The 20,694-nt window shown below is 53.3% G+C and carries 21 protein-coding genes and 5 pseudogenes; 14 read left to right on the forward strand and 12 right to left on the reverse strand.

What is annotated here, in order from left to right:
• Window positions 1-98 precede the first annotated feature (98 nt).
• Together GCU68_RS06985 and GCU68_RS06990 are read right to left on the reverse strand one after the other, a co-directional pair.
• Window positions 99-514: pseudogene (locus GCU68_RS06985) on the reverse strand (IS4 family transposase); the annotation flags it as partial.
• A 101-nt stretch (window positions 515-615) separates the two neighbouring features.
• Window positions 616-1,557, reverse strand: a complete 942-nt coding sequence (locus GCU68_RS06990) for an NAD-dependent epimerase/dehydratase family protein (protein ID WP_152940175.1) — start codon at window positions 1,555-1,557, stop codon at window positions 616-618.
• A 105-nt stretch (window positions 1,558-1,662) separates the two neighbouring features.
• Here GCU68_RS06990 and GCU68_RS06995 point away from each other — a divergent pair, with 105 nt between their 5' ends.
• Window positions 1,663-2,667, forward strand: coding sequence for a sugar phosphate nucleotidyltransferase (locus GCU68_RS06995; protein ID WP_152940176.1), 1,005 nt, complete (start codon window positions 1,663-1,665; stop codon window positions 2,665-2,667).
• Between the two features lie 18 nt (window positions 2,668-2,685).
• Here GCU68_RS06995 and aglF (GCU68_RS07000) read toward each other — a convergent pair whose 3' ends face one another.
• Entirely contained in the window at window positions 2,686-3,429 is a 744-nt protein-coding gene (gene aglF / locus GCU68_RS07000; protein ID WP_152940177.1) for a UTP--glucose-1-phosphate uridylyltransferase AglF, read from the reverse strand.
• Between the two features lie 111 nt (window positions 3,430-3,540).
• Here aglF (GCU68_RS07000) and aglM point away from each other — a divergent pair, with 111 nt between their 5' ends.
• From aglM to GCU68_RS07015, 3 genes are all read left to right on the forward strand, one after another.
• The gene (gene aglM / locus GCU68_RS07005) at window positions 3,541-4,827 is read left to right on the forward strand and encodes a UDP-glucose 6-dehydrogenase AglM (protein ID WP_152940179.1); all 1,287 of its coding nucleotides are present in this window, start codon (window positions 3,541-3,543) and stop codon (window positions 4,825-4,827) included.
• Between the two features lie 196 nt (window positions 4,828-5,023).
• Complete coding sequence (locus GCU68_RS07010) at window positions 5,024-5,563, forward strand: metal-dependent hydrolase (RefSeq protein WP_152940181.1); 540 nt, start codon at window positions 5,024-5,026, stop codon at window positions 5,561-5,563.
• 143 nt (window positions 5,564-5,706) lie between these two features.
• Window positions 5,707-5,949 (forward strand): PRC-barrel domain-containing protein, encoded by a 243-nt coding sequence (locus GCU68_RS07015; protein ID WP_152940183.1) that lies wholly within the window; start codon window positions 5,707-5,709, stop codon window positions 5,947-5,949.
• A 75-nt stretch (window positions 5,950-6,024) separates the two neighbouring features.
• On the opposite strand, the gene GCU68_RS07020 is transcribed toward GCU68_RS07015, so the two are convergent.
• Window positions 6,025-6,522: a DUF7342 family protein gene (locus GCU68_RS07020; protein WP_152940185.1), complete on the reverse strand. Its 498-nt coding sequence runs from the start codon at window positions 6,520-6,522 to the stop codon at window positions 6,025-6,027.
• A gap of 138 nt (window positions 6,523-6,660) precedes the next feature.
• Complete coding sequence (locus tag GCU68_RS07025) at window positions 6,661-6,918, reverse strand: winged-helix domain-containing protein (protein WP_152943635.1); 258 nt, start codon at window positions 6,916-6,918, stop codon at window positions 6,661-6,663.
• 251 nt (window positions 6,919-7,169) lie between these two features.
• Between GCU68_RS07025 and GCU68_RS07030 the strand changes: the two genes are divergently transcribed.
• Together GCU68_RS07030 and GCU68_RS21265 are read left to right on the forward strand one after the other, a co-directional pair.
• A complete protein-coding gene (locus GCU68_RS07030; protein ID WP_152940187.1) occupies window positions 7,170-7,652 on the forward strand; it encodes a hypothetical protein in 483 nt (160 codons plus the stop codon).
• Window positions 7,645-7,785 carry a hypothetical protein gene (locus tag GCU68_RS21265; protein WP_168927055.1) on the forward strand — a complete coding sequence of 47 codons (141 nt, stop codon included), beginning with the start codon at window positions 7,645-7,647 and terminating at the stop codon, window positions 7,783-7,785. Before GCU68_RS07030 ends, GCU68_RS21265 begins: the two co-directional genes overlap by 8 nt.
• A 53-nt stretch (window positions 7,786-7,838) precedes the next feature.
• Here the strand turns inward: GCU68_RS21265 and GCU68_RS22105 are convergent, their stop codons facing one another.
• Complete coding sequence (locus GCU68_RS22105; protein WP_152940189.1) at window positions 7,839-8,504, reverse strand: HNH endonuclease; 666 nt, start codon at window positions 8,502-8,504, stop codon at window positions 7,839-7,841.
• Between the two features lie 328 nt (window positions 8,505-8,832).
• Here GCU68_RS22105 and GCU68_RS07040 point away from each other — a divergent pair, with 328 nt between their 5' ends.
• The 3 genes from GCU68_RS07040 to GCU68_RS07050 all read left to right on the forward strand — a co-directional run bounded on the left by GCU68_RS07040 (window position 8,833) and on the right by GCU68_RS07050 (window position 10,403).
• Window positions 8,833-9,204, forward strand: coding sequence for a hypothetical protein (locus GCU68_RS07040; RefSeq protein WP_152940191.1), 372 nt, complete (start codon window positions 8,833-8,835; stop codon window positions 9,202-9,204).
• Between the two features lie 100 nt (window positions 9,205-9,304).
• Complete coding sequence (locus GCU68_RS07045) at window positions 9,305-9,541, forward strand: hypothetical protein (RefSeq protein ID WP_152940193.1); 237 nt, start codon at window positions 9,305-9,307, stop codon at window positions 9,539-9,541.
• Window positions 9,534-10,403: a hypothetical protein gene (locus GCU68_RS07050; protein WP_152940195.1), complete on the forward strand. Its 870-nt coding sequence runs from the start codon at window positions 9,534-9,536 to the stop codon at window positions 10,401-10,403. The genes GCU68_RS07045 and GCU68_RS07050 overlap by 8 nt, the downstream gene beginning before the upstream one ends.
• Window positions 10,404-10,719: 316 nt before the next feature.
• On the opposite strand, the gene GCU68_RS07055 is transcribed toward GCU68_RS07050, so the two are convergent.
• The 3 genes and pseudogenes from GCU68_RS07055 to GCU68_RS07065 form a co-directional block, all read right to left on the reverse strand.
• Window positions 10,720-10,965 carry a PRC-barrel domain-containing protein gene (locus GCU68_RS07055; protein WP_152940197.1) on the reverse strand — a complete coding sequence of 82 codons (246 nt, stop codon included), beginning with the start codon at window positions 10,963-10,965 and terminating at the stop codon, window positions 10,720-10,722.
• Window positions 10,966-11,141: 176 nt separating this feature from the next.
• A pseudogene (locus GCU68_RS22040) lies at window positions 11,142-11,364 on the reverse strand (hypothetical protein); the annotation flags it as partial.
• Window positions 11,365-11,763: 399 nt separating this feature from the next.
• Window positions 11,764-12,447: a type IV pilin gene (locus GCU68_RS07065; RefSeq protein ID WP_227014960.1), complete on the reverse strand. Its 684-nt coding sequence runs from the start codon at window positions 12,445-12,447 to the stop codon at window positions 11,764-11,766.
• Between the two features lie 282 nt (window positions 12,448-12,729).
• On the opposite strand from GCU68_RS07065, the pseudogene GCU68_RS07070 reads away from it, so the two are divergent.
• A pseudogene (locus tag GCU68_RS07070) lies at window positions 12,730-13,496 on the forward strand (hypothetical protein).
• A gap of 551 nt (window positions 13,497-14,047) precedes the next feature.
• Here the strand turns inward: GCU68_RS07070 and aglF (GCU68_RS07075) are convergent.
• Window positions 14,048-14,782, reverse strand: a complete 735-nt coding sequence (aglF, locus tag GCU68_RS07075; protein ID WP_152940199.1) for a UTP--glucose-1-phosphate uridylyltransferase AglF — start codon at window positions 14,780-14,782, stop codon at window positions 14,048-14,050.
• 110 nt (window positions 14,783-14,892) lie between these two features.
• On the opposite strand from aglF (GCU68_RS07075), the pseudogene GCU68_RS21935 reads away from it, so the two are divergent.
• Both GCU68_RS21935 and GCU68_RS07080 read left to right on the forward strand, forming a co-directional pair.
• Window positions 14,893-14,949 (forward strand): annotated as a pseudogene (locus GCU68_RS21935) (hypothetical protein); the annotation flags it as partial.
• A gap of 21 nt (window positions 14,950-14,970) precedes the next feature.
• A pseudogene (locus tag GCU68_RS07080) lies at window positions 14,971-15,324 on the forward strand (UDP binding domain-containing protein); the annotation flags it as partial.
• An 88-nt stretch (window positions 15,325-15,412) separates the two neighbouring features.
• Here the strand turns inward: GCU68_RS07080 and GCU68_RS07085 are convergent.
• Together GCU68_RS07085 and GCU68_RS07090 are read right to left on the reverse strand one after the other, a co-directional pair.
• Window positions 15,413-16,900: a flippase gene (locus GCU68_RS07085; protein ID WP_161991499.1), complete on the reverse strand. Its 1,488-nt coding sequence runs from the start codon at window positions 16,898-16,900 to the stop codon at window positions 15,413-15,415.
• Window positions 16,901-16,916: 16 nt separating this feature from the next.
• Window positions 16,917-18,338 carry a sulfatase-like hydrolase/transferase gene (locus GCU68_RS07090; RefSeq protein ID WP_152940203.1) on the reverse strand — a complete coding sequence of 474 codons (1,422 nt, stop codon included), beginning with the start codon at window positions 18,336-18,338 and terminating at the stop codon, window positions 16,917-16,919.
• Window positions 18,339-19,064: 726 nt separating this feature from the next.
• Between GCU68_RS07090 and GCU68_RS07095 the strand changes: the two genes are divergently transcribed.
• Both GCU68_RS07095 and GCU68_RS07100 read left to right on the forward strand, forming a co-directional pair.
• Window positions 19,065-19,487 carry a hypothetical protein gene (locus GCU68_RS07095; RefSeq protein ID WP_152940205.1) on the forward strand — a complete coding sequence of 141 codons (423 nt, stop codon included), beginning with the start codon at window positions 19,065-19,067 and terminating at the stop codon, window positions 19,485-19,487.
• Complete coding sequence (locus GCU68_RS07100) at window positions 19,480-20,463, forward strand: hypothetical protein (protein WP_152940207.1); 984 nt, start codon at window positions 19,480-19,482, stop codon at window positions 20,461-20,463. Before GCU68_RS07095 ends, GCU68_RS07100 begins: the two co-directional genes overlap by 8 nt.
• Window positions 20,464-20,694 lie beyond the last annotated feature (231 nt).

A 20,694-nucleotide genomic window follows, 5' to 3' on the forward strand; every position in this document is an offset into this window, starting at 1 on the left:
TCGGGGTTTGGTTTGAATACTCGTTTCGGAAGCGTTCGCTCGAGTCGTCGGATCCGAATAGCGTACCGGCGTAGCCACGATTCAGAAGTGACGCAGACCACTCTCGCTCCAGCCTGCTCCTCGTGGCGGGCTTCGAACTGATCTGTGAGAAATTCGTGTAACCGTAACACCGTTCCATCAGCGATCTCACATCTCTAAATCGGTCGATATCAACGTCAACAGCGTCAGGAACAGCGACCTCGTCGAGCACGGTCTCGACGAGGTCGCGGAGGTACTCCGCGAACGTCGGCGTCAACCGCTGATAGAACCCTCCCGGTGAAATCGTCTCATCGGCAGTATAGTTGTAAGATCGTCTGAAGCCGGCGAGTGTTCGGCTTTCGACTCCGGCGAAGCCGAACACGAATGCCCAGACGAAGGCAAGGATCTGGAGCTTGCGGTCACGTTCGACCACGCTGAGTTTCTCGGCGTGCTCTTCGAGGAACTCAGAGGGAAACAGTGTAGTGAGCCGACGCATAATCCGAGGTGAGGAGGTTTCGTTGTGCACACTCGAGACCTCCTCATTCCTTCCGAAAAGTAGCCTCGATAAGCCGCCGCTGTCATGCGGTTCTCGCTTAACTAAAGACGGATGTTGACCAGCGCTTTAGCGACTCGTCGAACGGAGTCATCACTACTGAGCGATGGCTTCCAACCAAGTGCACCCAGTTTCTCGATGGACAACCTCATTTTTGGAATGTCGCCTGTCCATCCCCGATCACCACCAGTGTATTCGTAGTGAGGATCGAGCACCATCTCTTCGCTCACTATATCGGCAATACGATCGACAGACGTTGTCGTCTCTGTTCCCAGGTTGTAGGTGTGCATCGGCCCGCTGGATTCAGAAGCACGTTCGAGAACGTACCGAATCGCTTCCACACACTCCTCGACGTGCATATAGGACTTTGCCTGTCGGCCATTACCGAGGATCGTCAACACTTCAGGATTCTCGTCGAGTTTCTCCACGAAATCGGGAATCACACCAGCCCCAAACCGCGGACCAACAACATTTGCGAACCGGAAGTTCCAGACGGTAAAGCCGTGAGAATGAGCGTAGACTGATAGAATCGATTCCTCCGCGAGTTTCGCGGCCCCATAGGTGCTAATCGGCTCGAGGGGCGCGTAATCTTCTGGCGTCGGCCGCGGAGCTTCCCCGTACACCGTCGAGGATGACGTGAACGCGATCTTGTCGACGTCCACTTCGTCCATTCGAGCGAGAAGCGATTGGGTCATCCCGACGTTCGCATCGAACTGCGCCCGTGGATCGTCACTGTTGACGTATTTATCGGCTGCTGCACAGTGGAACACTGCATCGAGGTCTTCTGTAACGACGTGCTCGAGTGTTTCTCGTTTCGAAAGATCTCCTTGAACGAATTCGGCGGTTTCGGGGACGGATTCGTGAACTCCGTTCGAGAGGTCATCGACGACGACGACATCGTTATGTTCGACGAGCTGGTGAGTCAGTTCAGATCCAACAAGTCCCGCACCACCGGTCACGAGGAGACGACAGTCTTCTAGATGCATACACCACAGATTCTATAGCTACTGTATGTGTTTTCCGGTGTCTCACTGGCTAGATAGATCGGTTAATCAAGAAAGTTTATCTGGGTTAAATATCATGTCTGGGGTATGGATGCTATCGTTCTCGCTGGCGGATACGCAACCCGACTCTGGCCGATCACGAGACGCCGGCCGAAGATGTTTCTCCCGATCGACGGCACCACGGTGATTGACCGGATCTTCGAAGAACTTGAGGCCGACGACCGAATCCAGGACGTCTACGTCTCGACGAACACGGCCTTTGTCGATGAGTTCGAATCCCATCTTACCGACCGTCCATACAAGAAACCCACCCTTTCGGTCGAAGAGACGACTCACGAAAACGAGAAACTCGGTGTCGTCGGTGCGCTTGCCCAGCTGGTCGAACGGGAGGGACTCTCCGAGGACACGCTGATCATCGCGGGTGACAACTATATTAGCTTCGATGTCGGGGATTTCATCGATCATTTCGAGTCTCACGGCACGCCGACGATCGCCGCCTACGACGTCGGCACGCCGGAAAACGCCACCCAGTATGGGGTCGTCGACGTGGAAGACGGCCGCGTCGTCGACTTCGAGGAGAAACCCGACGACCCAGAGAGTTCGCTGATCTCGATCGCCTGCTACGGCTTCCCCGCCGAGGCACTCGACCTCCTCGAGACGTACCTTGAGAACGGTAACAATTCGGACGAGCCCGGCTGGTTCCTCCAATGGCTTCAGGCTCGCAAACCAGTTCACGCCTTCTCGTTCGATGGTGCATGGTTCGACATCGGAACGCCGGGGTCGTACCTCGATGCAATCTGCCACCATCTCGAGGGTAGCTCCTCAATCGCTTCTTCTGCACGAATCAAGAACAGCCAAATCGGAGAGAACGTTCTCATTATGGAAGGTGCAGAAGTTGTCGATGCGACGATCGAGCGGGCTGTCATCTTTCCGGGGACGACCATCACGGACGCATCTGTTCGAAACAGCGTCCTCGATGAAGCGAGTGTCGTGGAAGGGGTCGATCTCGACGGTGGCGTAATCGGATCGCATACGAAACTTCGGGATAAGCAATCGCAAAAGCGAACCGAACAGGCTCCCGAGATCGTATAACGTCGAACGATCTAACGGTCAGTCACTAACTGCTTCGGTAACGTCTCCATCGACGTCCTGTAGCCGCTGTTCGGCTTCATCCCGATCCTCTGGATATCCGACATCGATCCGCCAGCCATCAAGACCGATCGCGTCGATTGTCCGTCCGCTTTGAATCAGCAGGTCGATCGCCTCACTGATCTCATACTCGCCGCGATTGGAGGGTTGAACGAGATGGCAGGCGTTGAAGATCGCCGGCGAGAACGTATAGAAGCCGGTCATCACTAGGTTCGACGGCGGCTCCTCGGGTTTCTCGACGACATCCGTGATCTCACCATACTTGTTAGTGTCACAGACCCCATATCGGGAGGCTTCGTCCCACGGCACCTCTTCGACGAGGAAAGCAGCGTCCGCACGTTCTTCTTCTTGTCGACGGACGACGTCCTCGAGGTTCGCCTGGAAGATGTTGTCGCCGAGAATCAGCATGAAGTCGTCGTCGATGTGTTCTTCGACGGTTAACAGTGCATGGGCGAGCCCCTTCTGTTCGCGCTGATGGGTGTATGTGATCGGAACACCGCGGTACTCATCACCGTAGTGATCGATAACTTTCTCTTTGAGATAGCCCACGACGAGAACGAACTCCTCCGCGCCGAGATCGACGAGCTGGTCGAGACAGTGTGTCAGAATCGGTTTCCCGTCGACTTCGACCATTCCCTTGGGTTTATCTTCCGTCAGCGGCCGCAGACGCGTCCCCTCTCCTGCAGCAAGAACGACTGCTTTCATTAGAACGGTACTATCAGTATGATCGTAAATTCTTTTTGGTAACCTTGTGCCTCGGGATGGTTGTCACTTCGATCACAAGGATAATCCGTTCTCACTGAGCGACATCAGATAATGCACATCACGGTCATCGGCAGCGGCTACGTGGGGACGACGATTGCAGCCTGTTTTGCGGACCTCGGGCACGACGTGACGGCGATCGATATCGACGAGGAAATCGTCGACACGCTCAACGACGGACAGTCACCGATCTCTGAATCCGGACTCGAGAATCTCCTCGAGACTCACACCGGAAATCGACTCGAGGCCACTACCTCCTACGACGCCGTCCCCGAATCGGACGTCACCTTCTTGGCGATCGGGACACCGTCGAACGACGACGGTAGCATCGATCTCGGGGCGCTGGAAGCAGCGGTCGAGGCAACCGGTGAAGCCGTCGTAGACAAAGACGAGCGCCATCTGGTCGTCATCAAGAGTACGGTGACGCCACCGAGCATCGAGACCGTGCTCAAGCCAGCAGTCCACCGAGGTGCAGATGGAAATGAGAACATCGAGATCGGGATGAATCCCGAGTTCCTCCGCGAGGGAAGCGCTGTTGCGGATTTCCTGCACCCGGATAAGCTCGTTTTCGGGGCGAGTTCCGAGTGGGGGATGGATCGATTGCATGCGGTGTTTGAACCACTGCTCGAGGACCACGATGCTCACATCGTCGAAACGGACCCGCAGACGGCTGCGATGATCAAGTACGCGAACAATGCCTTCCTCGCGTCGAAAATCAGTCTGGTCAACGATCTCGGAAACATCTGCAAGGAGTTCGACCTCGACGCCTACGAAGTGATGGAGGCGATCGGCCTCGATGACCGCATCTCAGAGCAATTCCTCCGCAGTGGTGTCGGCTGGGGTGGCTCCTGTTTCCCAAAGGATGTCAATGCAATCATCGCAGCCGCACGCGAGGAAGACTACGATCCAGCCGTCCTCGAGGCGACCGTCGAAGTCAACGACCGCCAGCCCGAACGCATGCTCGAGTTGCTCGCAGACTATGTCGAACTCGAGGGGGCCCGCATTGCAGTCCTTGGTTTGTCGTTCAAACCGAACACGGACGATATCCGGAACTCGCGGGCGATCCCCGTGATCGAATCGCTTCGCAGTCACGGAGCCGACGTGGTTGCCTACGATCCGGTCGCTGCCGACGAAATGGCCGAAAAGTTCCCGAATGTTGACTACGCGAAGACGGCTGTGGATGCACTCCAGGATGCAGACGGCACACTCGTCGTTACCGATTGGGATGAATTTAGCGACCTCGATAGCGAGTTCGACGAGATGGCAACCCCGGTCGTTATTGATGGCCGACGATGTGTCGAACGCCGCGATGGTATCGTCTATCAAGGACTAACTTGGTAACCGAAGAAAAACATGATGACTCGAGGAGGACCCACAGTGCAATGATGCCGGCCACGCCGAGACCGACGATTCGAAGAGAAGTTGTCATACACAAAATGTGTGAATAGGCCACTATGAGGCACTGTGTTCGCCATACTTGTTTGGACGATCGATCTCGATAGCGTCACTTTAGCGGGTTCAGCTGCTTGTATAACCTGTGTTGCCCCTTGGCCACCTCGCGGTTGCCTATCTCTGCTATAGTCTCTTGACTCGAGTCCGCTTCAAGAGCCCACCAACACACGTCCCCGTGCTCATTGTCCTTTTCGCGAGTCTGTTCCCAGATTTACTCGACAAACCGCTGGCGTGGGGTCTGGGCCTTCTCCCATCGGGACGAACACTCGGCCATTCACTGCTCTTTCTCGTCCCACTTTCAATCGGGCTCTACGTATTCACCCGTCGGTATGGGCGTAGCGAGTACGCAGTTGCGTTTGCAATTGGCGTACTCCCACACAGTCCGCTCGATATCATGACACTGCTCTGGGATCCCTACTCGAGCGAGCAGTTTCTCTTGTGGCCGCTGTTTTCGTTTCCGATCCCACCAATCCTTGACTCATACCATCCACCGCTAGGTGCGTTCTACATCCTTTCGGAGCTCGGTTTCGCAGCGTTAGCGTTCATGCTCTGGTGGTATGATGGCTTTCCCGGCTTCAAGTTACTCCGTGCTGGCTTCGAACAGGAGACGCACACAGCTAAATAAGGCGCAAAGTGACCAGCAACGCTTGCTGGATCGTCACAGTCAAATTGAGTCGGTTGATCGGTCTGAGATGACCCTACTCGTCGAAGTCTCACTACGTGCTATACCCCGTGTTGTTTACTGTCTAGAACTGCCATTGTCATCGTATGAGTGAAGTCATGGCTCGAGATCTCCAAGGGAAGTCCATTGTTGGGACCGACGGCACGACCTTTGGGACGCTGTACAACGTCACGATGGATCACGAATCCGGCATGCTTTGTAATCTCATTGTCGAGCCGCACAAAGAGTCCTCGTCAATGGTTACTGACGAAACTGACGACAATCGACTTCATATTCCCGTTAGTCGGGTTAAAACGGTGAACGACCAGATCATCATTGACACCGATTAGGTGTCCGGCTGGAACTGCGAGTGGTTCAATTGAACTGTGTCGTGAGCACAGCCCGTACGGCTTGGATCAGAGAGTTCAAGCGCAGTCATCGGACTTGCTCAGCCGAATTTGTCGAGCCTGTTCGTAACGCCGGAGTTCCGCACGGACAACCATCCACTCAGTCATGTCTTCTTTAACAGAGTCCGCCGTTGCGTCGGTGACGTCATCTGGTGATTCTGCATCGTATCTCTCTTGGTACAGCTGGATTTGCTCGAACAGCGTCTGGATGTGCTCCTCAAGTTCGGCAAGTGAGTGCTCGCGAGCGAGCGTTTTGACGGTATCCCAGTCAAAGTATGCGTCATTGCGTTCGTAGGTGGGTGGAGTGTCACGGTGTTCGATGACGACGCCAAGACTGACGAACGACTTGAGGTATTCACGGACGGTCTGGGGCTCGCAGTCGGTGCGAACTGCGATCTCAGATACCGTGCTCGGTGACTGCATCCGGGCTATTGTCTCATATAGGCGTGCTTCTATGGAATCCTCTGTAAACGGATTCTCGATTAGTGGCGACTTGCAACTCGAACCGGACCCCATTATTTCTGTCATGTTCCAGATAACCCATAAGTCTTCTCAGATAGCGAAGGCCCCCATAACTTGTATTATCTCCGTCAAACCACCTTGGAAAAGGCTTTCCGGCTATTCTCAAGAGAAGCAGTACGATAGAGCGAACCGTCAACTGCCTTGCTCTAAGTCACTCAACTCGAGTTTTCCTTCGAGATACGCTTGCCCCTTTGAACTCACCTGATAGTACCCCGCATCATCGACCTTCTCAATTAAGCCGTATTTCTCGAGTTCACGAAGCCGTTGCCGAACTGTCGAGTATCCGATCTCGTGGCCGTGTCGGTTCAGATTCCGATAGAGTGGCTTTGCTGGGAGTTCGAGGTCGTGTTCCTCGAGGAACTCGAGGATGAGACCGTCTTTTAGTGACATCCACTCTGGTCGGGGACGCATTCGACGGTGGTGTCCCACTGATGAGCATTAACTTGGTTTGGTTTTCCGATATCATAGCCCATTTCGAGTCTAATAATAGCACAAATCCGCTAGTCTATAAGTATATTGAACTTGTTAGTGAACTATACGGAAGCAGTAGTATGGACACGACGCTCACGAGTTCATAAGTAGCGGACCGGTGTTAGCCCCACCAGTCCGCGAGAAGCTCCCGTAACCTGCCTACGGAAGCCATGTCAAACGATAATTCGCGGGGTAATGAAAGCCCCGACCGACAGGATGCATCGACACGGGACACTCGGACCCGCACCGATGGCGGCACCCTCCCACTCAAAACACATCTCGAGGCCATCGACCACCTCACCCGAGTGCTCCTCGCGGACGTCCACAACGCTCGGAGTATTGATCCTGACCCGGACACACGTCGGGAAGTCGTTCGCCGACTCCGGGAGATCAGGGCGGAGACGAGCCAGGTTGGATTGCTTTTGATCGGCCCCGAGGCGGCGATCCCGTACCGACCATCAGACGATCCAGATGCCGAGATCCCGATTGCAGACTATTGTGGCTCGATCGTGACGACGTACTCCGGTCCAGATCCGGAGTCACTCGAGCGCGAACGGAAACGCGCCGGTGAGGATAATGCGGACCAGTCCAAGAGCGACACCGACACCGACTGCAAACACGACGACCACGAGCGAGGTGAGTACGATGACTGATGACCTTGATGGTGCTGACGGGGCCGTGGTCGTCATGGACGGATACGAGCTCGCAATCTTGATGAGGAACTCGATGCGCTGGCGTCGCCAGTGGTCGTGGATGGTCGATGGATCGTCAATCAACGGGATGTAATTCCGAGCGTTATAGATAGTACTGCAATAGCATAATTCTTAATTGATGTTTCACTACTCTGAACGCTTGCTAAGATGCTTTTGTGCCTCGGCAAACATTCCTGGCCACGGATCTGGTGCGGACGCGAATACCTCAATTTGCTCTCGGTATTTTGAGACCCACTCAGCAGCCTCTCCACGCAATCGCAACTGTTCAAGCGAGTCGATATCACACTCTCTCAATTGCTCTTTCGGTGCCAGCTTCTCCAACGTTCGATGGCAACCTCCACAGACGGATAAGAGATTCTGTGGATCGTGAGGATCCTCTGCCTCTTTTTCAGGAACGATATGATGGACGTGTAATGCGCGTCCATCTTTTGAACTTCTTTCCCGTCCACAACGGACACATTCCCCGTCTCGAGAACGAACAGCCATAGCAACCCAATGAAACTCCCGTCCGCGTGACGCCCCATCTATGTAGTTCGGATGCCGGTCGCCGATTTTTAAGTATGTGGTCCAGGCCACACCACATGACCGGGTGCAGTAGTGATTTTGGTCCGTCTTCCACTCACGTACTTCTATCGGTGAACCACACCAGTTACACCGAACCGTTTCTATTGTTTCTTCGTCGTGTGTGGCCGCCATGTGTATTCGGAGTCCTTTTTCGCCACTGAACTCATTTCCACAGTGCGGGCACGTCTTACAATCGGTAGTTGTGTTACTCTGATTGTGTGCTGTCATTTTCGATGACTCGTCCGTCCGTATCAGCCTCGATTAACTCTATGAGCCGCTGTTCGAGGCTTTTAGTCCGGGGAACCGTTTCCTTCCACTTGTTCCACTTCTCATCGTCGATCTGAAATTGGTATTTTACCATAATTCCGCTTCAACAGGTTGCGTCATTAGTGTTTCTTACTTCGTATCTGTATTCCTTATACTTTGTTATACTAAGTAAGACTTAGTAAGCTATAATAGGCTGGCAAGCGCTATAAGAACTAGAGGCACAGAATGGCCGCAGAAAACTCTGTGGCCCGGTGTTCCAGCACCGGACCTGTGCCTTGATGAGAAGGCAATGTCAGCTACGACTACTACACAGGAAACGATTTCGGATGCACAGCAAGCAAACATCGTTCTCGAGCGATCAGGAAGCTACTACGGCTACCTGGGACGAGACGGCGAAGGCTACTACCATCACGTCGATAAGGCCACGAACACCGTCTACGTAACAGAGAGCCGCGCTGAGCGATTCCTACCCAGCGACGCGGGACTGTACTGGTTTCGCATCCGTGGCCCCATCAAACACAAAGAACACCTCGAGCAGTACGACGATCGCGACATTACCCACTGGATCGCGTACGTCGATTCAGTCCGAGGCTGGATGGACCGCCCGCTCGACCTCCTGACAATTCTCGGTGAGACACTCTCGGAGGTGGATCTCCGATGACCGACCACGACCGCATCACGATCACCGTCGAACTCGAGCAGCCCATCACACCCGGTGACCTCGAGCGTGCCTACTGTGACCTTCTCGAGCAGGTGGAGCGATGACGGACGAAGTCTCCCTCCAGTGGACACCCAGACACGGCCCACCACGAAAACTCGTCTTTGAACCTCAACCCAACAAGGAGTACCCGTGGGCTCGCATCGAACTCGAACACTGCGACTCACAGTGGCGCGAAGTCGGCATCGAGTATCTCACGGAACTCACGGTCACAACGAACGACAACCCAGAAACCGACCGACACCACTCCCAACTAACTGGAGGTGAGGTCGATGAGTGACCACGGAGACGTCAAGATACTCATCCACGCAATCGATCAACTCCGAGAACAAAACGAACGACTCACCGAGCGTGTCGACGACCTGGAACACGACCTCGAACGAACTGAAGACCGAGTCGAGGAACTCGAGACCGAGAACAAACAACTTCGCGACCGACTCGAGGATTGCGAGCACGAAACTACCCGCATTGACGCGCTCACGGATGCCGCCCGCAAGCGATCGGGCGTGAACAAACAGCGGATCGAAGAACTCCAAGCCCGCGAACTCGAGAAAGGGGCCCACCTCCTTGCAGAGACGGTCGACCATTGTGAGATCGATGTCGACGGCGATCGGCTCGAGCAGCTCACGAAAGATGACGGCCGAACCTACTACCGAGTTCCAGAATCAGCGGATCCCCTCGAACGTGGCGGATCCATCACACTCGCCCATGGTGACTTGCTCCCGATTCAGCAACTGGCCCGCATGGACGAAGAGATGCTTCGCTCGACATCGAACTCGCTGCCAACGCGACTCGCCGCCAAACTATGGAAAGCGCGTACTGACTCGAGCGTCGGTGACAGCCCGTGGGAGCGTGGCTGCAAGGATGTCGCAGCGTACGTCAAAGCGAGTGATCTGAAACACTGGATCCGCCGACAGGAACCCGGTACGAGCGACACCTACGCGAAGAAACTCATCTCGCGGACGATCGATGCCATGCTCGAGCTGTCGAAGAACCGCGTCGCGATCCGCAAACAAACCGAACGAAAGAACGGCCTCGAGTACACCGAACGCAGACTGATCCTCCCCGAGGACGCCGAGATCCCTGGTGAGACGGTGAGTCAAACAGCAGAGCCTCCGGAGACAGCTGGCGTCCGCGGATAGCCGTAGACACCGACCAAAATATCCCTCGAGAGAGCACCCCCATCTCAGGACGACACCCCTCAATGCGACGAACGCGGTTAGCTAGTGGGTTCGGTAGTCGTGGGTATCCCTCCTCGAGCAGTCTCGGCAGTCAACACAGTAGACGCCCTCGAGTGGCTGTCCGAAGACGACGGCTGTCCACGGGAATCAGTTTTTCGTCGTAGAAACTAGTCACGATGACTGCATTGGATGCTGTCCGATCAAGTGAGATACTCGTCCAGAGATGATAGTGCTCGAAAGAATACCTCGTTCAGGCAAGCAGTCGGGTGGGGGAAGTTCAGTCACTGACAATGATATGCTCCTTGATCACTTGGATGCAGTTGATGGGAACAAGAAGTCGGTTGTCGTCGGTCGTTTCGAAGCCTGTTGACTGACTCGAGAAGTGCCCTTGGGGGTCAACGACGAGATGGTTGAGCGTGCCCGATTTGACGTGCATCGTGATGTTGTGTACAATCCCGACCTCGGTGCCGTCGATGCCTACGACGGATTTGTTTTGAAGATCGCTTACGAGCAGATCATCCATACCTGACTGTACACAGTTATATCCAGTAAACTATATCGACCATTAAATGAAATTGCAATCATACAATTGTCTGTCGTACTGAACTTACTATCCCGAAGACTTCGGCGTGCTTGATCGCTCCGTGGTCGTCTATCTCTTGAAGCTGACAGTCGAAAATACGGGTTGCTCCGGTCTCTGCTTTCGTTCATGAGCCAGCTGATCACGAGAATCGAGATCGAGATGATGAACGCATACGTGACCTCCGTACCTTGGGCCGCGTAAATCGCATCCGTGACCGACCGCGCCGATCGAGAACGACGCCAGCACGAACAGCGGTGCCAGCACACTATCTGTGAGGTTGATACCGTTTTCTTGACGAACCGAGTCAGGGACGTACTTCTGTGGGTGGCTTAATGCCATACGACCAGCCGGTTTCCCCGCCGCGACGAAAAAGTCAGGAAAAATAGTTTCACCAATGTTTAGATCGAGGCGGGTTGTCCACTTTGTATGACACTAAACAAGCTTCGAAAATTGGATCAGAATTCTACCGGCGTAACGCTGCCGAAAGACGATCTCCGTGTTGAGGGATTTCTCACCAGAGATGGTAATTTTGACGCTGAACATCATATACACATCCGTCACGTTGGTGAAGGGAAATAGACACTTATGTTAATTGAGGAAATTAAGGTGTAAGTGACAAGACTCTCTTCTGGACGCATAAAGTGGTCATTTTCCACTCACAAAATAACTTATTCGCCACATCCAATGCAAACTAGTCCTGCACTGAAACAATAAATAAAATTTGCCGAAATATTTCTGTTAGCTATTATCAGGTATCTCGTTAGTATGGTCTACAACGGTTGTGTCGGTCGGGGTATGGATGATTTGGACCGTCATTTCCCCATGCTCGACGCCGTCGAGATTGCCCGAGCCATCTCCCTGAACAACGTCACTACTGTCAGCGTTACTAGCTCCAACTCCGACTGTAACAGTCGTGCCGCCTCCAAACTCTTCACTGTTTATGTCATTTGCCGACTGTCCGTCAACTTCCACCCAAACAGTATCACTACTGGATAGATGGCTGTTATCACTGACGTCTGCCCAATCGCTATCAGTGTCGAACGATGCTAATTGTTCTCCATCTTCTCCCCGCAAGACAACTCGCATGTCTTCAGCAGAGAAACTATCTCCTGTTTGGTGAGAAACGTGAAATAAGGATTCCTCACTAGTATCTGTCGCATCCCAATCTGAATTCGTAGTCGTCTCCCCGCTCAACGTAGGAGTAGTATCTCCCATACTGTCACCTAGATCCAGCACGAACGCCGCAATCACAGCTGCAAGAATAACTGTTATTGCAACCATGAGAATGACACCAATAACGGGCGATACAGCCCGCTCGTCGTCGCTGCCGATCAGCTTACTTCGATATTTTGTAAGGTCCATAGTTTGAATTTGTATTTTCACGCACCCGCAAACGGTGAGAAGGCTTATTTCGAGTGCCACAGTAGCACTCGGTGACGCTCGAGGGGGATTGGATATCGCACCTCGGCGTTGCCTTCTCGGTGTTTCGGGGCTATTTCCACCCAGTGAAGACCGTATACATATAATTATCCCATAGTCCAACATATTGGTGAAAACGAGTTTCCGGGACGTTTTCACATATGATAATTAGGCGAGGGTAGAGCGGCTACAGCACCGTCTTGAAGCAGCGCTGTCTTGCGATTTTCCGTTCCTTACAATATCTCAACAACTATTTGCGTTATCAAATCTGACACCCACTGTGAATTGGGAGAAACAATACTCGACGAGCGCGACCTCGCGCGCACCTACGATAGCGGGGCATACAGCGAACCGTGGGCGGCCGTCCTCGACTGCCAGGGGTGCTACGCTATGCGAGCCAACATCCAGACAAGGGCTCGTACGCGATCTCAAATGGGATCTCCCGCGTGGGCGCGTGCGTGAATGAGTCAAGGGCGGGAAGCCGGATGCCGCCCGCGGTATCGAGATCGCCCGCGAGTACAGCTGGCTAGATGCGACACCACTGGACTCGGTGTTTCAGTCACTGAACACGCTCATCGCGAACGTGTTTTCGGGTGGCTCGATCGCCACCAAGACGTTCACTCCCTCCTTCGCGTTGAACCATCGCGATCACCGCTCGCACGTGATCGACGCACTCGAGGGGTTCGGCGTGGAGTACGTCTACCACGAGGATGATGACTCGAGGGCGACGGAGGTACGGCCGACGACCGCCGCTTCCGTCTTGGGCTGAACTTGCTGTCCTCAGTGCGCCAGTCGGGCCGAAGGCGCAACTCGAGGATCTGACGTTGCTGTGGTACCTCGATGAGGCCCCGTTCGAAGTTCGTGAACTGTTCGTCCTGGCGTATCTCGCAAATTGGGCGACCCACCAGCGAACGAAAGAGACCGTTCAGATTCAGGAGGTGCGCGACAAATCCTATCGCGACGAGCTGGCGGCACTGATCGAAGACGTCGCGAAGGAATCAATCACTTCCGGCAATCGAATGGTGCCGATCTCGGCTGACGCCGCGCGATAGCTTGGGCTCCAGCCGCGGTATCGCACGCCGACCGGAACGACGGAGTGAATTAGGTATCGAAACGGCTCCTTTTCCCTCGTCTCGGTTCGTGACCTCATCTATAGTATCGCAAGAATACAAAATGGAACGACCCGCTGGTTCGTGATTTCTAAACGAAAGGCAGCGCGAGTTCCCCGTCCCACCGTGGGCGGGGGTGAAGCGCGTACACTCCGCTGAACAATCCGTACGTTGAAGTCACTGTGGAGTAATAACCGACAGACGGGAGTCACGTAACCGCCTCGCAAAATACCCGTCAGGGTTGCGCCGGGCTGTGTCGGGTGGTGGTGAAGCCGCCGACCTCCACGGATACGTCACCTACGGCAGCACTAGACGACCGCTAGTGCGGTAGGAGACACGGTGTGTTCGGGTGTTACTGCTCCCACACGAGCCCCATGGTAAGTGCGGAGGGAATTAAATTCGCCTGCCGCCGTCACGCTCCCGTTGGGAGAGGCCAAACGGCGAAGCCCCGCGCCACCGTGCGTGGGGTACTTCACAACCTAGAGATCAGTCACTCACTGCTTCGGCAACTTTCCATCGCTGGCCTGTAGCCGGCGTTCGGCTTCGTCGCGGTCCTCAGGGTAGCCGACGTCGATCCGCCAGCCGTCGAGGCCGATTGCGTCGATCGTCCGCCCACTCTGTATCAACAGGTCGATCGCTTCACTGATTTCGTACTCGCCGCGATTGGAGGGCTGAACGAGATGGCAAGCGTTGAAGATTGCTGGCGTAAACGTGTAGAAACCGGTCATGACGAGATTCGACGGCGGCTCCTCGGGTTTCTCAACGACATCCGTGATCTCGCCGTACTTGTTCGTATCACAGACCCCGTACCGCGACGCCTCGTCCCATGGCACCTCTTCGACGAGGAATGCGGCATCCGCACGCTCTTCTGCCTGACGGCGGACGACGTCCTCGAGGTTCGCCTGGAAGATGTTGTCGCCGAGAATCAACATGAAGTCGTCATCGATGTGTTCCTCGACGGTCAACAGCGCGTGGGCGAGTCCCTTCTGTTCGCGCTGGTGGCAGTACGTGATCGGGACGCCCTCGTACTCATCGCCGTAGTGGTCGATAATTACTTCTTTCAGATAGCCCACGACGAGGACAAACTCATCTGCACCGAGATCGACAAGCTGGTCGAGACAGTGGGTTAGAATAGGTTTCCCATCGACTTCGACCATTCCCTTAGGCTTGTCTTCCGTCAGGGGTCGAAGACGTGTTCCTTCTCCTGCAGCGAGTACAACTGCTTTCATTGGCATACCACTAGAATGATAATCGCAAATTCTTTTTGGTAACCACGTGCTCTGGGATAGTTACCACTTCCATCACAAGATAATCAGTTCCAAACGAGTGACATCAGACAATGCACATCTCGGTTATCGGCAGCGGCTACGTGGGGACGACGATTGCAGCCTGTTTTGTGGACTTCGGGCACGAAGTGACGGCGATCGGCCTTGATGACCGCATCTCGGCGTAGTTCCTCGCAGTGGTGTCGGCCGGGGTGGATCCTGTTTACCGAAGGACATCAACGCGATCACTGCGGCTGCACGCGAGAAGAACTACGACCTAGCCGTCCTCGAGGCAACTGTCGAAGTCAACGACCGCCAAACCCGGACGCATGCTCGAAGCCCATGGTGACCTCAAGGGAGCCCGAATCGCAGTTCTTGGACTCTCATTCAAGCCGCGTACGGACGACATTCGGAACTTACGAGCGATTCTGATAATTGAACTCCTCGAAGAGCAGGATGCTGAGATCGTTGCTTACAATCCAGTTACAATAGAGCCGATGCGAGAGTGGTTGAACGGGTTCACATTATTGAAGCAACGCTGTGTGGTCAACAAAATATCATCTACGTGGATCCCTGATTCTCCTAAATGCAATTTCAACCCTTCAATTCATTATAGATTTTGCGGTCTTTGTTGTCTATCCCTAGTGAAAAGATAATAGCTGTATATACGATAGCCCCGATCACACAACCAAATATGATCAGTACTATTCCTGATAGGCCATTACTAGATAATCCTGTCCGGACTAACATGGATAATGAATAAGCGACAAGACCAGCAGCAATCGGTTTTATAACCTTAGGTGTATAGGGGTTATATCCTTCGAGTAACCAAATTTCTATTAAGCGAAATAGGTTGACAACAGCTAGTGTTAAGGCTGATGCAATCGCAGCACCGATGAATCCATATCTAATAATCAAAATGTAGTTTGCGACCACATTTGAGACACCGAGGAACCAACGATTGAATAGTACCACATATTGATGTCCACTCATCATGAGCATGTATCCGCTTGGACCAACTGCACTACGAGTGACCTGTGCTACTACGAATAATGAAAGCACTAGTGATCCTGCAGTGAATTCTGGTCCAAATAAGGCCAAAACCTCGAATCGATATACATACAATAATACCGCCGGAAGCAAACATATTGTAAAACTCCACCTGGTGACTGTTTGAAAGACATTATTCAACTCCTTGCGCTCACCTTGTGTATGTAGCTTTGATGCGATAGGCGGGAATAGTTGATTAATGCCTGTGAGTGCGAGTCCTGTTGCAGTTGCCAGTCCAATCGAAATAGCGTAGATTCCGACCTCGACGTCCCCTAAAAAGTACCCAACCATTAGTCGATCAACATTTGTGTATAAGAGCGATCCAGCAGCGGTGAGTGTTAATGGAACTGAAAAATTGTAATAAGTGTATATCTCGTTACGATCAGTATTGACATTGATATCAATATTGATCTTTTGAGCCAATAGAACAAGGGAAATCACGGCTGCGAGCAGGCCTGCAAACGCAACCGCTGCACTCGCTCCAATAATTGTTGCGCCCAAAAATAGTGCTATGCCGATCGACAATATGTTCAGGATCGGTACGAGAACATCACGGATAAATATCTGGTACTTTGCGTCTTCAAAAGCTCGAAATGTGTTATATATTGCCTGCGTGAGTACCTGAAATGGGAGTAGAATAGCAAATATTCGTAGAACATCTGCAAACACTGGGTTGTCCAAAGTATACGCGCTAATGTTATCCGCTTGATGAAACAGGATCAGAGATGCCAGGAGACTCCCGACAATTGATGTGCAAAACGCGATTGTCACATATCTTCCTTGAGCCTTTTTGTCATCTTCGAATTCGGGAACAAACCGCATAATAGATTCCGTAACGCCAAGACGGGCAAATACACCCACGACTGACAAGATTGTCATAGCATACGAATACACTCCAAATGATGCTGCACCGACTGTCCGTGTAAGTAACAACTGTAGGAGAAATTGTGTTGCGTTTGATACTCCTTTTCCGAGGAAAAAGATTACTGCTCCATTTGTAACTACTCTGAGGGACGACTTATCGGAACTCACAGATTCCACCCCGAGCTCATCTCATGTATCCTAATGCTTCCAAGTGCTCCTCTACATCAGAATCTGTTTGTTTGCTCCCTATATTCACCCTTGCATCAGTAAGAGTGGAGAAAATCTCATCCACTTCTGTGGGATATGTTCGGGATTCGACGCACGATTCCTGAGCAGTGTTAATGTGGATTGTCGCACCGTCATCCCCGTGTGTTGCTTGTTTTACGATACCTGACTCACATTCTTTATAGACCGCTCTCCAGGGGCCAATATAGTTGGATTTTTCGACGTTGCTTGGTAGTAATCCGTCAGATTCGGGAACACGATAGGTGGATGAAAGCACACTTTCAGATTCTGGAACAAATGACGGTGTTTCCTTGTTAGTAAGAGTTTGACGGATCACGTTTGGAAACTCCACAAGTGATGCGGGTTTCTGTATCTGTTTACCTTCGGTTTGATTGGGATGCTTCACCACAAGCGGCACGTGTGTTTGTACCTCGTGAATTCCCCAACTGTGGTCACAGAGGCGTACCGATGGAGACACTTGGCTGTACTCACCAAATGCTTCTCCGTGGTCACTTGTCACTACAATAAGCGTGTTGTCGTACTGATTCCGCCGTTTTAGCTCATTGATCAGTGACTTGACCGCAGCGTCAACCTGCCTGATACACTCATCGTAGAGATATTCAAGTGTGGCAAGCGCCCACCAGCTACCATCCGATAAGACTTGTTGGGACATTGCCCCCTCAAAGTAATCTAAAAGACTTCGTAGTTTCTTGTCATCATATAGTCTAAATTCCGGTTGTGCAACGTATGGATAGTGGGCATCCATTAGATTGATGCACGCCGCCCACGGGCCGTCTTGTCGGTCGTTCCAATTGAAGAATTCTGACAAATACACTTCCGCCTGTTCAGCTTCTGGATTGTGTGACTGTGAATTGTAATTTCTTAATTTGTAACTTAGACCGTTGGTTAAAGATCGTATGGGTTTTTCATGCCTGATTGCCTCTTTAATAAATTCCTTTGTGGAGACCTCTCCTTCAAAATCCCTCAATGTCAATCCTGTTTCCGGATGTGTCAATCTTTTTGGACCAGCTGTATACTGAAAGTGATCTGCTAGATTTGACGCTTCCGAAACAACAACATTTGGTGTGAATAGTCCCGTTGAATAGTTGTAATCTTCAACTAGTTCTGGCCAGATACTTGCATCATCATCTAGCTTTGCTTCATGTTCAAACAGTTTGTGCTCTTCTACTTCGTAGCCAGAAAAGATGCTGGCATGACTCGCAATACTGTGGATCCCTGGTGCGCGGGCCTGCTCATAGTAAGTTGCCTTCTCTGCAAATGCGTCAATATTGGGTGTCGTCTTAATTGGGTAGTTATGTAGACTCGTGTTTTTTGCCCTAACACTGTCTAGAACGACAAGTAAAACATTTGGCTGGCCCATATTCGTATGGAATAATCAGATCCATTAACGGATATGAATGTACTGATTGTGCCATGTCATATAGCTCTTTCAGTACTTATCCGATCAACTCACGTGGGAGGGACTAAAAGGGGCGACGGACTCGAGATGCGAGACAGGCAAGCACCGTAGTGAAGCGAGGAGCGCAGCGAGTCGCAGCCCTCGAGCGCGGCGGGGCTTTCGAAATGTTGTACTCTTGGGAAGCTTCCAATCAGTTTTCATCACTTTCGAGAGCACTCGCATCGAGATCCCCTTCCAGGTATGCTGTTCCTCGATCAGTGATTACGTAGAATCCTCGCGATGGACGGTCAACTAGGCCATACGAGGAGAGCTTTCGACATCGAACACCGATGTAATTGTTGTTGCGATCGATTTCGTTAGCGATCAACTTGGGAGTGCCAGCACCCTGCGAATCAAGAAACTCGAGAATCTCGTCGTCAGCTCGCGTCATCCAGTCAGCACGCTTTCGCATTGCTGTAACTATGCTCGACAGAGTTCTATGAAAGTGAGCGTATACATCGCTATAACAACTCTTAGGGCATTTTTAAATAACTAATAGCTCTCCAAAGAGAGCTAAAGCATATTTTTTGTTGGTATAGAAATTAATAGTCGACAACGGGATCACGGATATCGCCTTGTCCGTAAAACGTGTGGGCTGGTGGTGACGCACCGACCCACGCTAGCTCCCGTAACCACACTACGGAAGCCATGCCAAACGACGACTCACGGGATAGTAAAACTCCCGACCGGCACGCACAGCCGACGACGAACTACCGACCGCTCCTCGAGGCCCTCGACACCCACACCACCAACCTCCTCGAGACGGTCACCACCGACGACGACCTCGAGCGGGACACCCGCCGAGCGGCCAAACGCCACTGCCGCGAGCTGCGGGCGGAACTCGGGTATCTGCGACGCCACCTTCCCGAGGCGGACGAGTGGAGCGGCCCGTCACAAACTGGCGCGACCACGGTGATCACCGGTCCCTTCGAGGCGGAGTTCGAAGCGCTGCGCCGACGGAACGCCGAGGCACGCAAGTCAGTCACGACACCCGACGACCCGAACGCCACGCAGACCGACAGCCCGGACACTCCAGAGACCACCGACAAGGCTGGTGAGACCGATGAGTGAGCCGACCCTCGATCCCGACACACTCGAAACGTGTCCCGAGGACCTCGAGACGGACGCCACACCCGAGCTCCTCGCACTCCTCGAGACGTTCGTCGACGAACTCCGCACGCTCCGAGCAGACAACAACCGCCTGCAAACCCGCGTCACGGATCTCGAGAACGAGGTCGAGACGCTCGAGTCCCAACTCACCGACCTCGAGTCCCAAACGAACTCCCTCGAATCCAAAATGGATACTCTCGAGACCCACACGACCGAACTCGAGACCCGACTCGACACGACCGAAACCGACCTCGAGCGCCTCGACGCACTCACACAGGCAACCCGCAACCGAACAGGTGCCACCAAAGCCCGCCTCGAGGAACTGCAGGCGCGCGAACTCGAGAAAGGGGCCCACCTCCGTGCCGAGCACATCGACGAACACGCGATCAACGTCCCCGACGGCAGACTCGAGAAGATAACCAAAGACGACGGCCACGCCTATTACCGCCTCCCGGACCAAGATGATCCACTCGATCGAAACAACACCACGCTCGCCCACGGTGACCTGCTCCCAATCCAGCAACTTGCCCGTATGGACGAGGACATGCGCCGGGCCACCACGAACGCCCTCCCGACGCGACTCGCCGCAAAACTCTGGCAGGCCAGAACCGACTCGAGCGTCGGCGACGATCCCTGGAAAACCGGCTGCAAGTCCATCCAAGAGTACGTCACCGCAAGCGACCTGAAACACTGGATCCGCAGACAAGAACCCGGCACGAGCGAGACCTACGCAAAGAAGCTTGTCTCCCGGGTTATCGACGCCGCCCTCGAGTTCTCCAACAACCGACTCGCGGTCCGCAAACGCACCCAGCGCAAGAACGGGCTCAAGTACACTGAACGCCGACTCGTCCTCTCCGAAGATGCCGAGATTCCGGGCAAAACCCGCGGCTCGAGTCACACTGACGAGCCTCCGGAGACAGCTGGCGTCCGCAGATAGCCATGGACAGCACCTAGAACCCACCCTCGAGAGAGCACACACGTCTTAGGACGACACCCCCTCGACACGACGACCGCGGGTGGCTAGTGGGTTGAGTAGTCGTGGGTATCCCTCCTCGAGCAGTCTCGGCAGTCAACACAGGAGACGCCCTCAGTGATGAGACTAGAGACGACAGGTGTCCACGGACCGCCTCGACATCGTTCGCACTGGACTCGAGTGGAGGACGTTATG

Source organism: Natronorubrum aibiense, assembly GCF_009392895.1.
Taxonomy (GTDB): domain Archaea; phylum Halobacteriota; class Halobacteria; order Halobacteriales; family Natrialbaceae; genus Natronorubrum; species Natronorubrum aibiense.

Bases quoted from the DNA above. Each gene is read 5' to 3' on its own strand.
- GCU68_RS06990 (WP_152940175.1), bottom strand. From the start codon at position 1,557: ATGCATCTAGAAGACTGTCGTCTCCTCGTGACCGGTGGTGCGGGACTT.
- GCU68_RS06995 (WP_152940176.1), top strand. From the start codon at position 1,663: ATGGATGCTATCGTTCTCGCTGGCGGATACGCAACCCGACTCTGGCCG.
- aglF (WP_152940177.1), bottom strand. From the start codon at position 3,429: ATGAAAGCAGTCGTTCTTGCTGCAGGAGAGGGGACGCGTCTGCGGCCG.
- aglM (WP_152940179.1), top strand. From the start codon at position 3,541: ATGCACATCACGGTCATCGGCAGCGGCTACGTGGGGACGACGATTGCA.
- GCU68_RS07015 (WP_152940183.1), top strand. From the start codon at position 5,707: ATGAGTGAAGTCATGGCTCGAGATCTCCAAGGGAAGTCCATTGTTGGG.
- GCU68_RS07020 (WP_152940185.1), bottom strand. From the start codon at position 6,522: ATGGGGTCCGGTTCGAGTTGCAAGTCGCCACTAATCGAGAATCCGTTT.
- GCU68_RS07025 (WP_152943635.1), bottom strand. From the start codon at position 6,918: ATGTCACTAAAAGACGGTCTCATCCTCGAGTTCCTCGAGGAACACGAC.
- GCU68_RS07030 (WP_152940187.1), top strand. From the start codon at position 7,170: ATGTCAAACGATAATTCGCGGGGTAATGAAAGCCCCGACCGACAGGAT.
- GCU68_RS21265 (WP_168927055.1), top strand. From the start codon at position 7,645: ATGACTGATGACCTTGATGGTGCTGACGGGGCCGTGGTCGTCATGGAC.
- GCU68_RS22105 (WP_152940189.1), bottom strand. From the start codon at position 8,504: ATGACAGCACACAATCAGAGTAACACAACTACCGATTGTAAGACGTGC.
- GCU68_RS07040 (WP_152940191.1), top strand. From the start codon at position 8,833: ATGTCAGCTACGACTACTACACAGGAAACGATTTCGGATGCACAGCAA.
- GCU68_RS07045 (WP_152940193.1), top strand. From the start codon at position 9,305: ATGACGGACGAAGTCTCCCTCCAGTGGACACCCAGACACGGCCCACCA.
- GCU68_RS07050 (WP_152940195.1), top strand. From the start codon at position 9,534: ATGAGTGACCACGGAGACGTCAAGATACTCATCCACGCAATCGATCAA.
- GCU68_RS07055 (WP_152940197.1), bottom strand. From the start codon at position 10,965: ATGGATGATCTGCTCGTAAGCGATCTTCAAAACAAATCCGTCGTAGGC.
- aglF (WP_152940199.1), bottom strand. From the start codon at position 14,782: ATGAAAGCAGTTGTACTCGCTGCAGGAGAAGGAACACGTCTTCGACCC.
- GCU68_RS07090 (WP_152940203.1), bottom strand. From the start codon at position 18,338: ATGGGCCAGCCAAATGTTTTACTTGTCGTTCTAGACAGTGTTAGGGCA.
- GCU68_RS07095 (WP_152940205.1), top strand. From the start codon at position 19,065: ATGCCAAACGACGACTCACGGGATAGTAAAACTCCCGACCGGCACGCA.
- GCU68_RS07100 (WP_152940207.1), top strand. From the start codon at position 19,480: ATGAGTGAGCCGACCCTCGATCCCGACACACTCGAAACGTGTCCCGAG.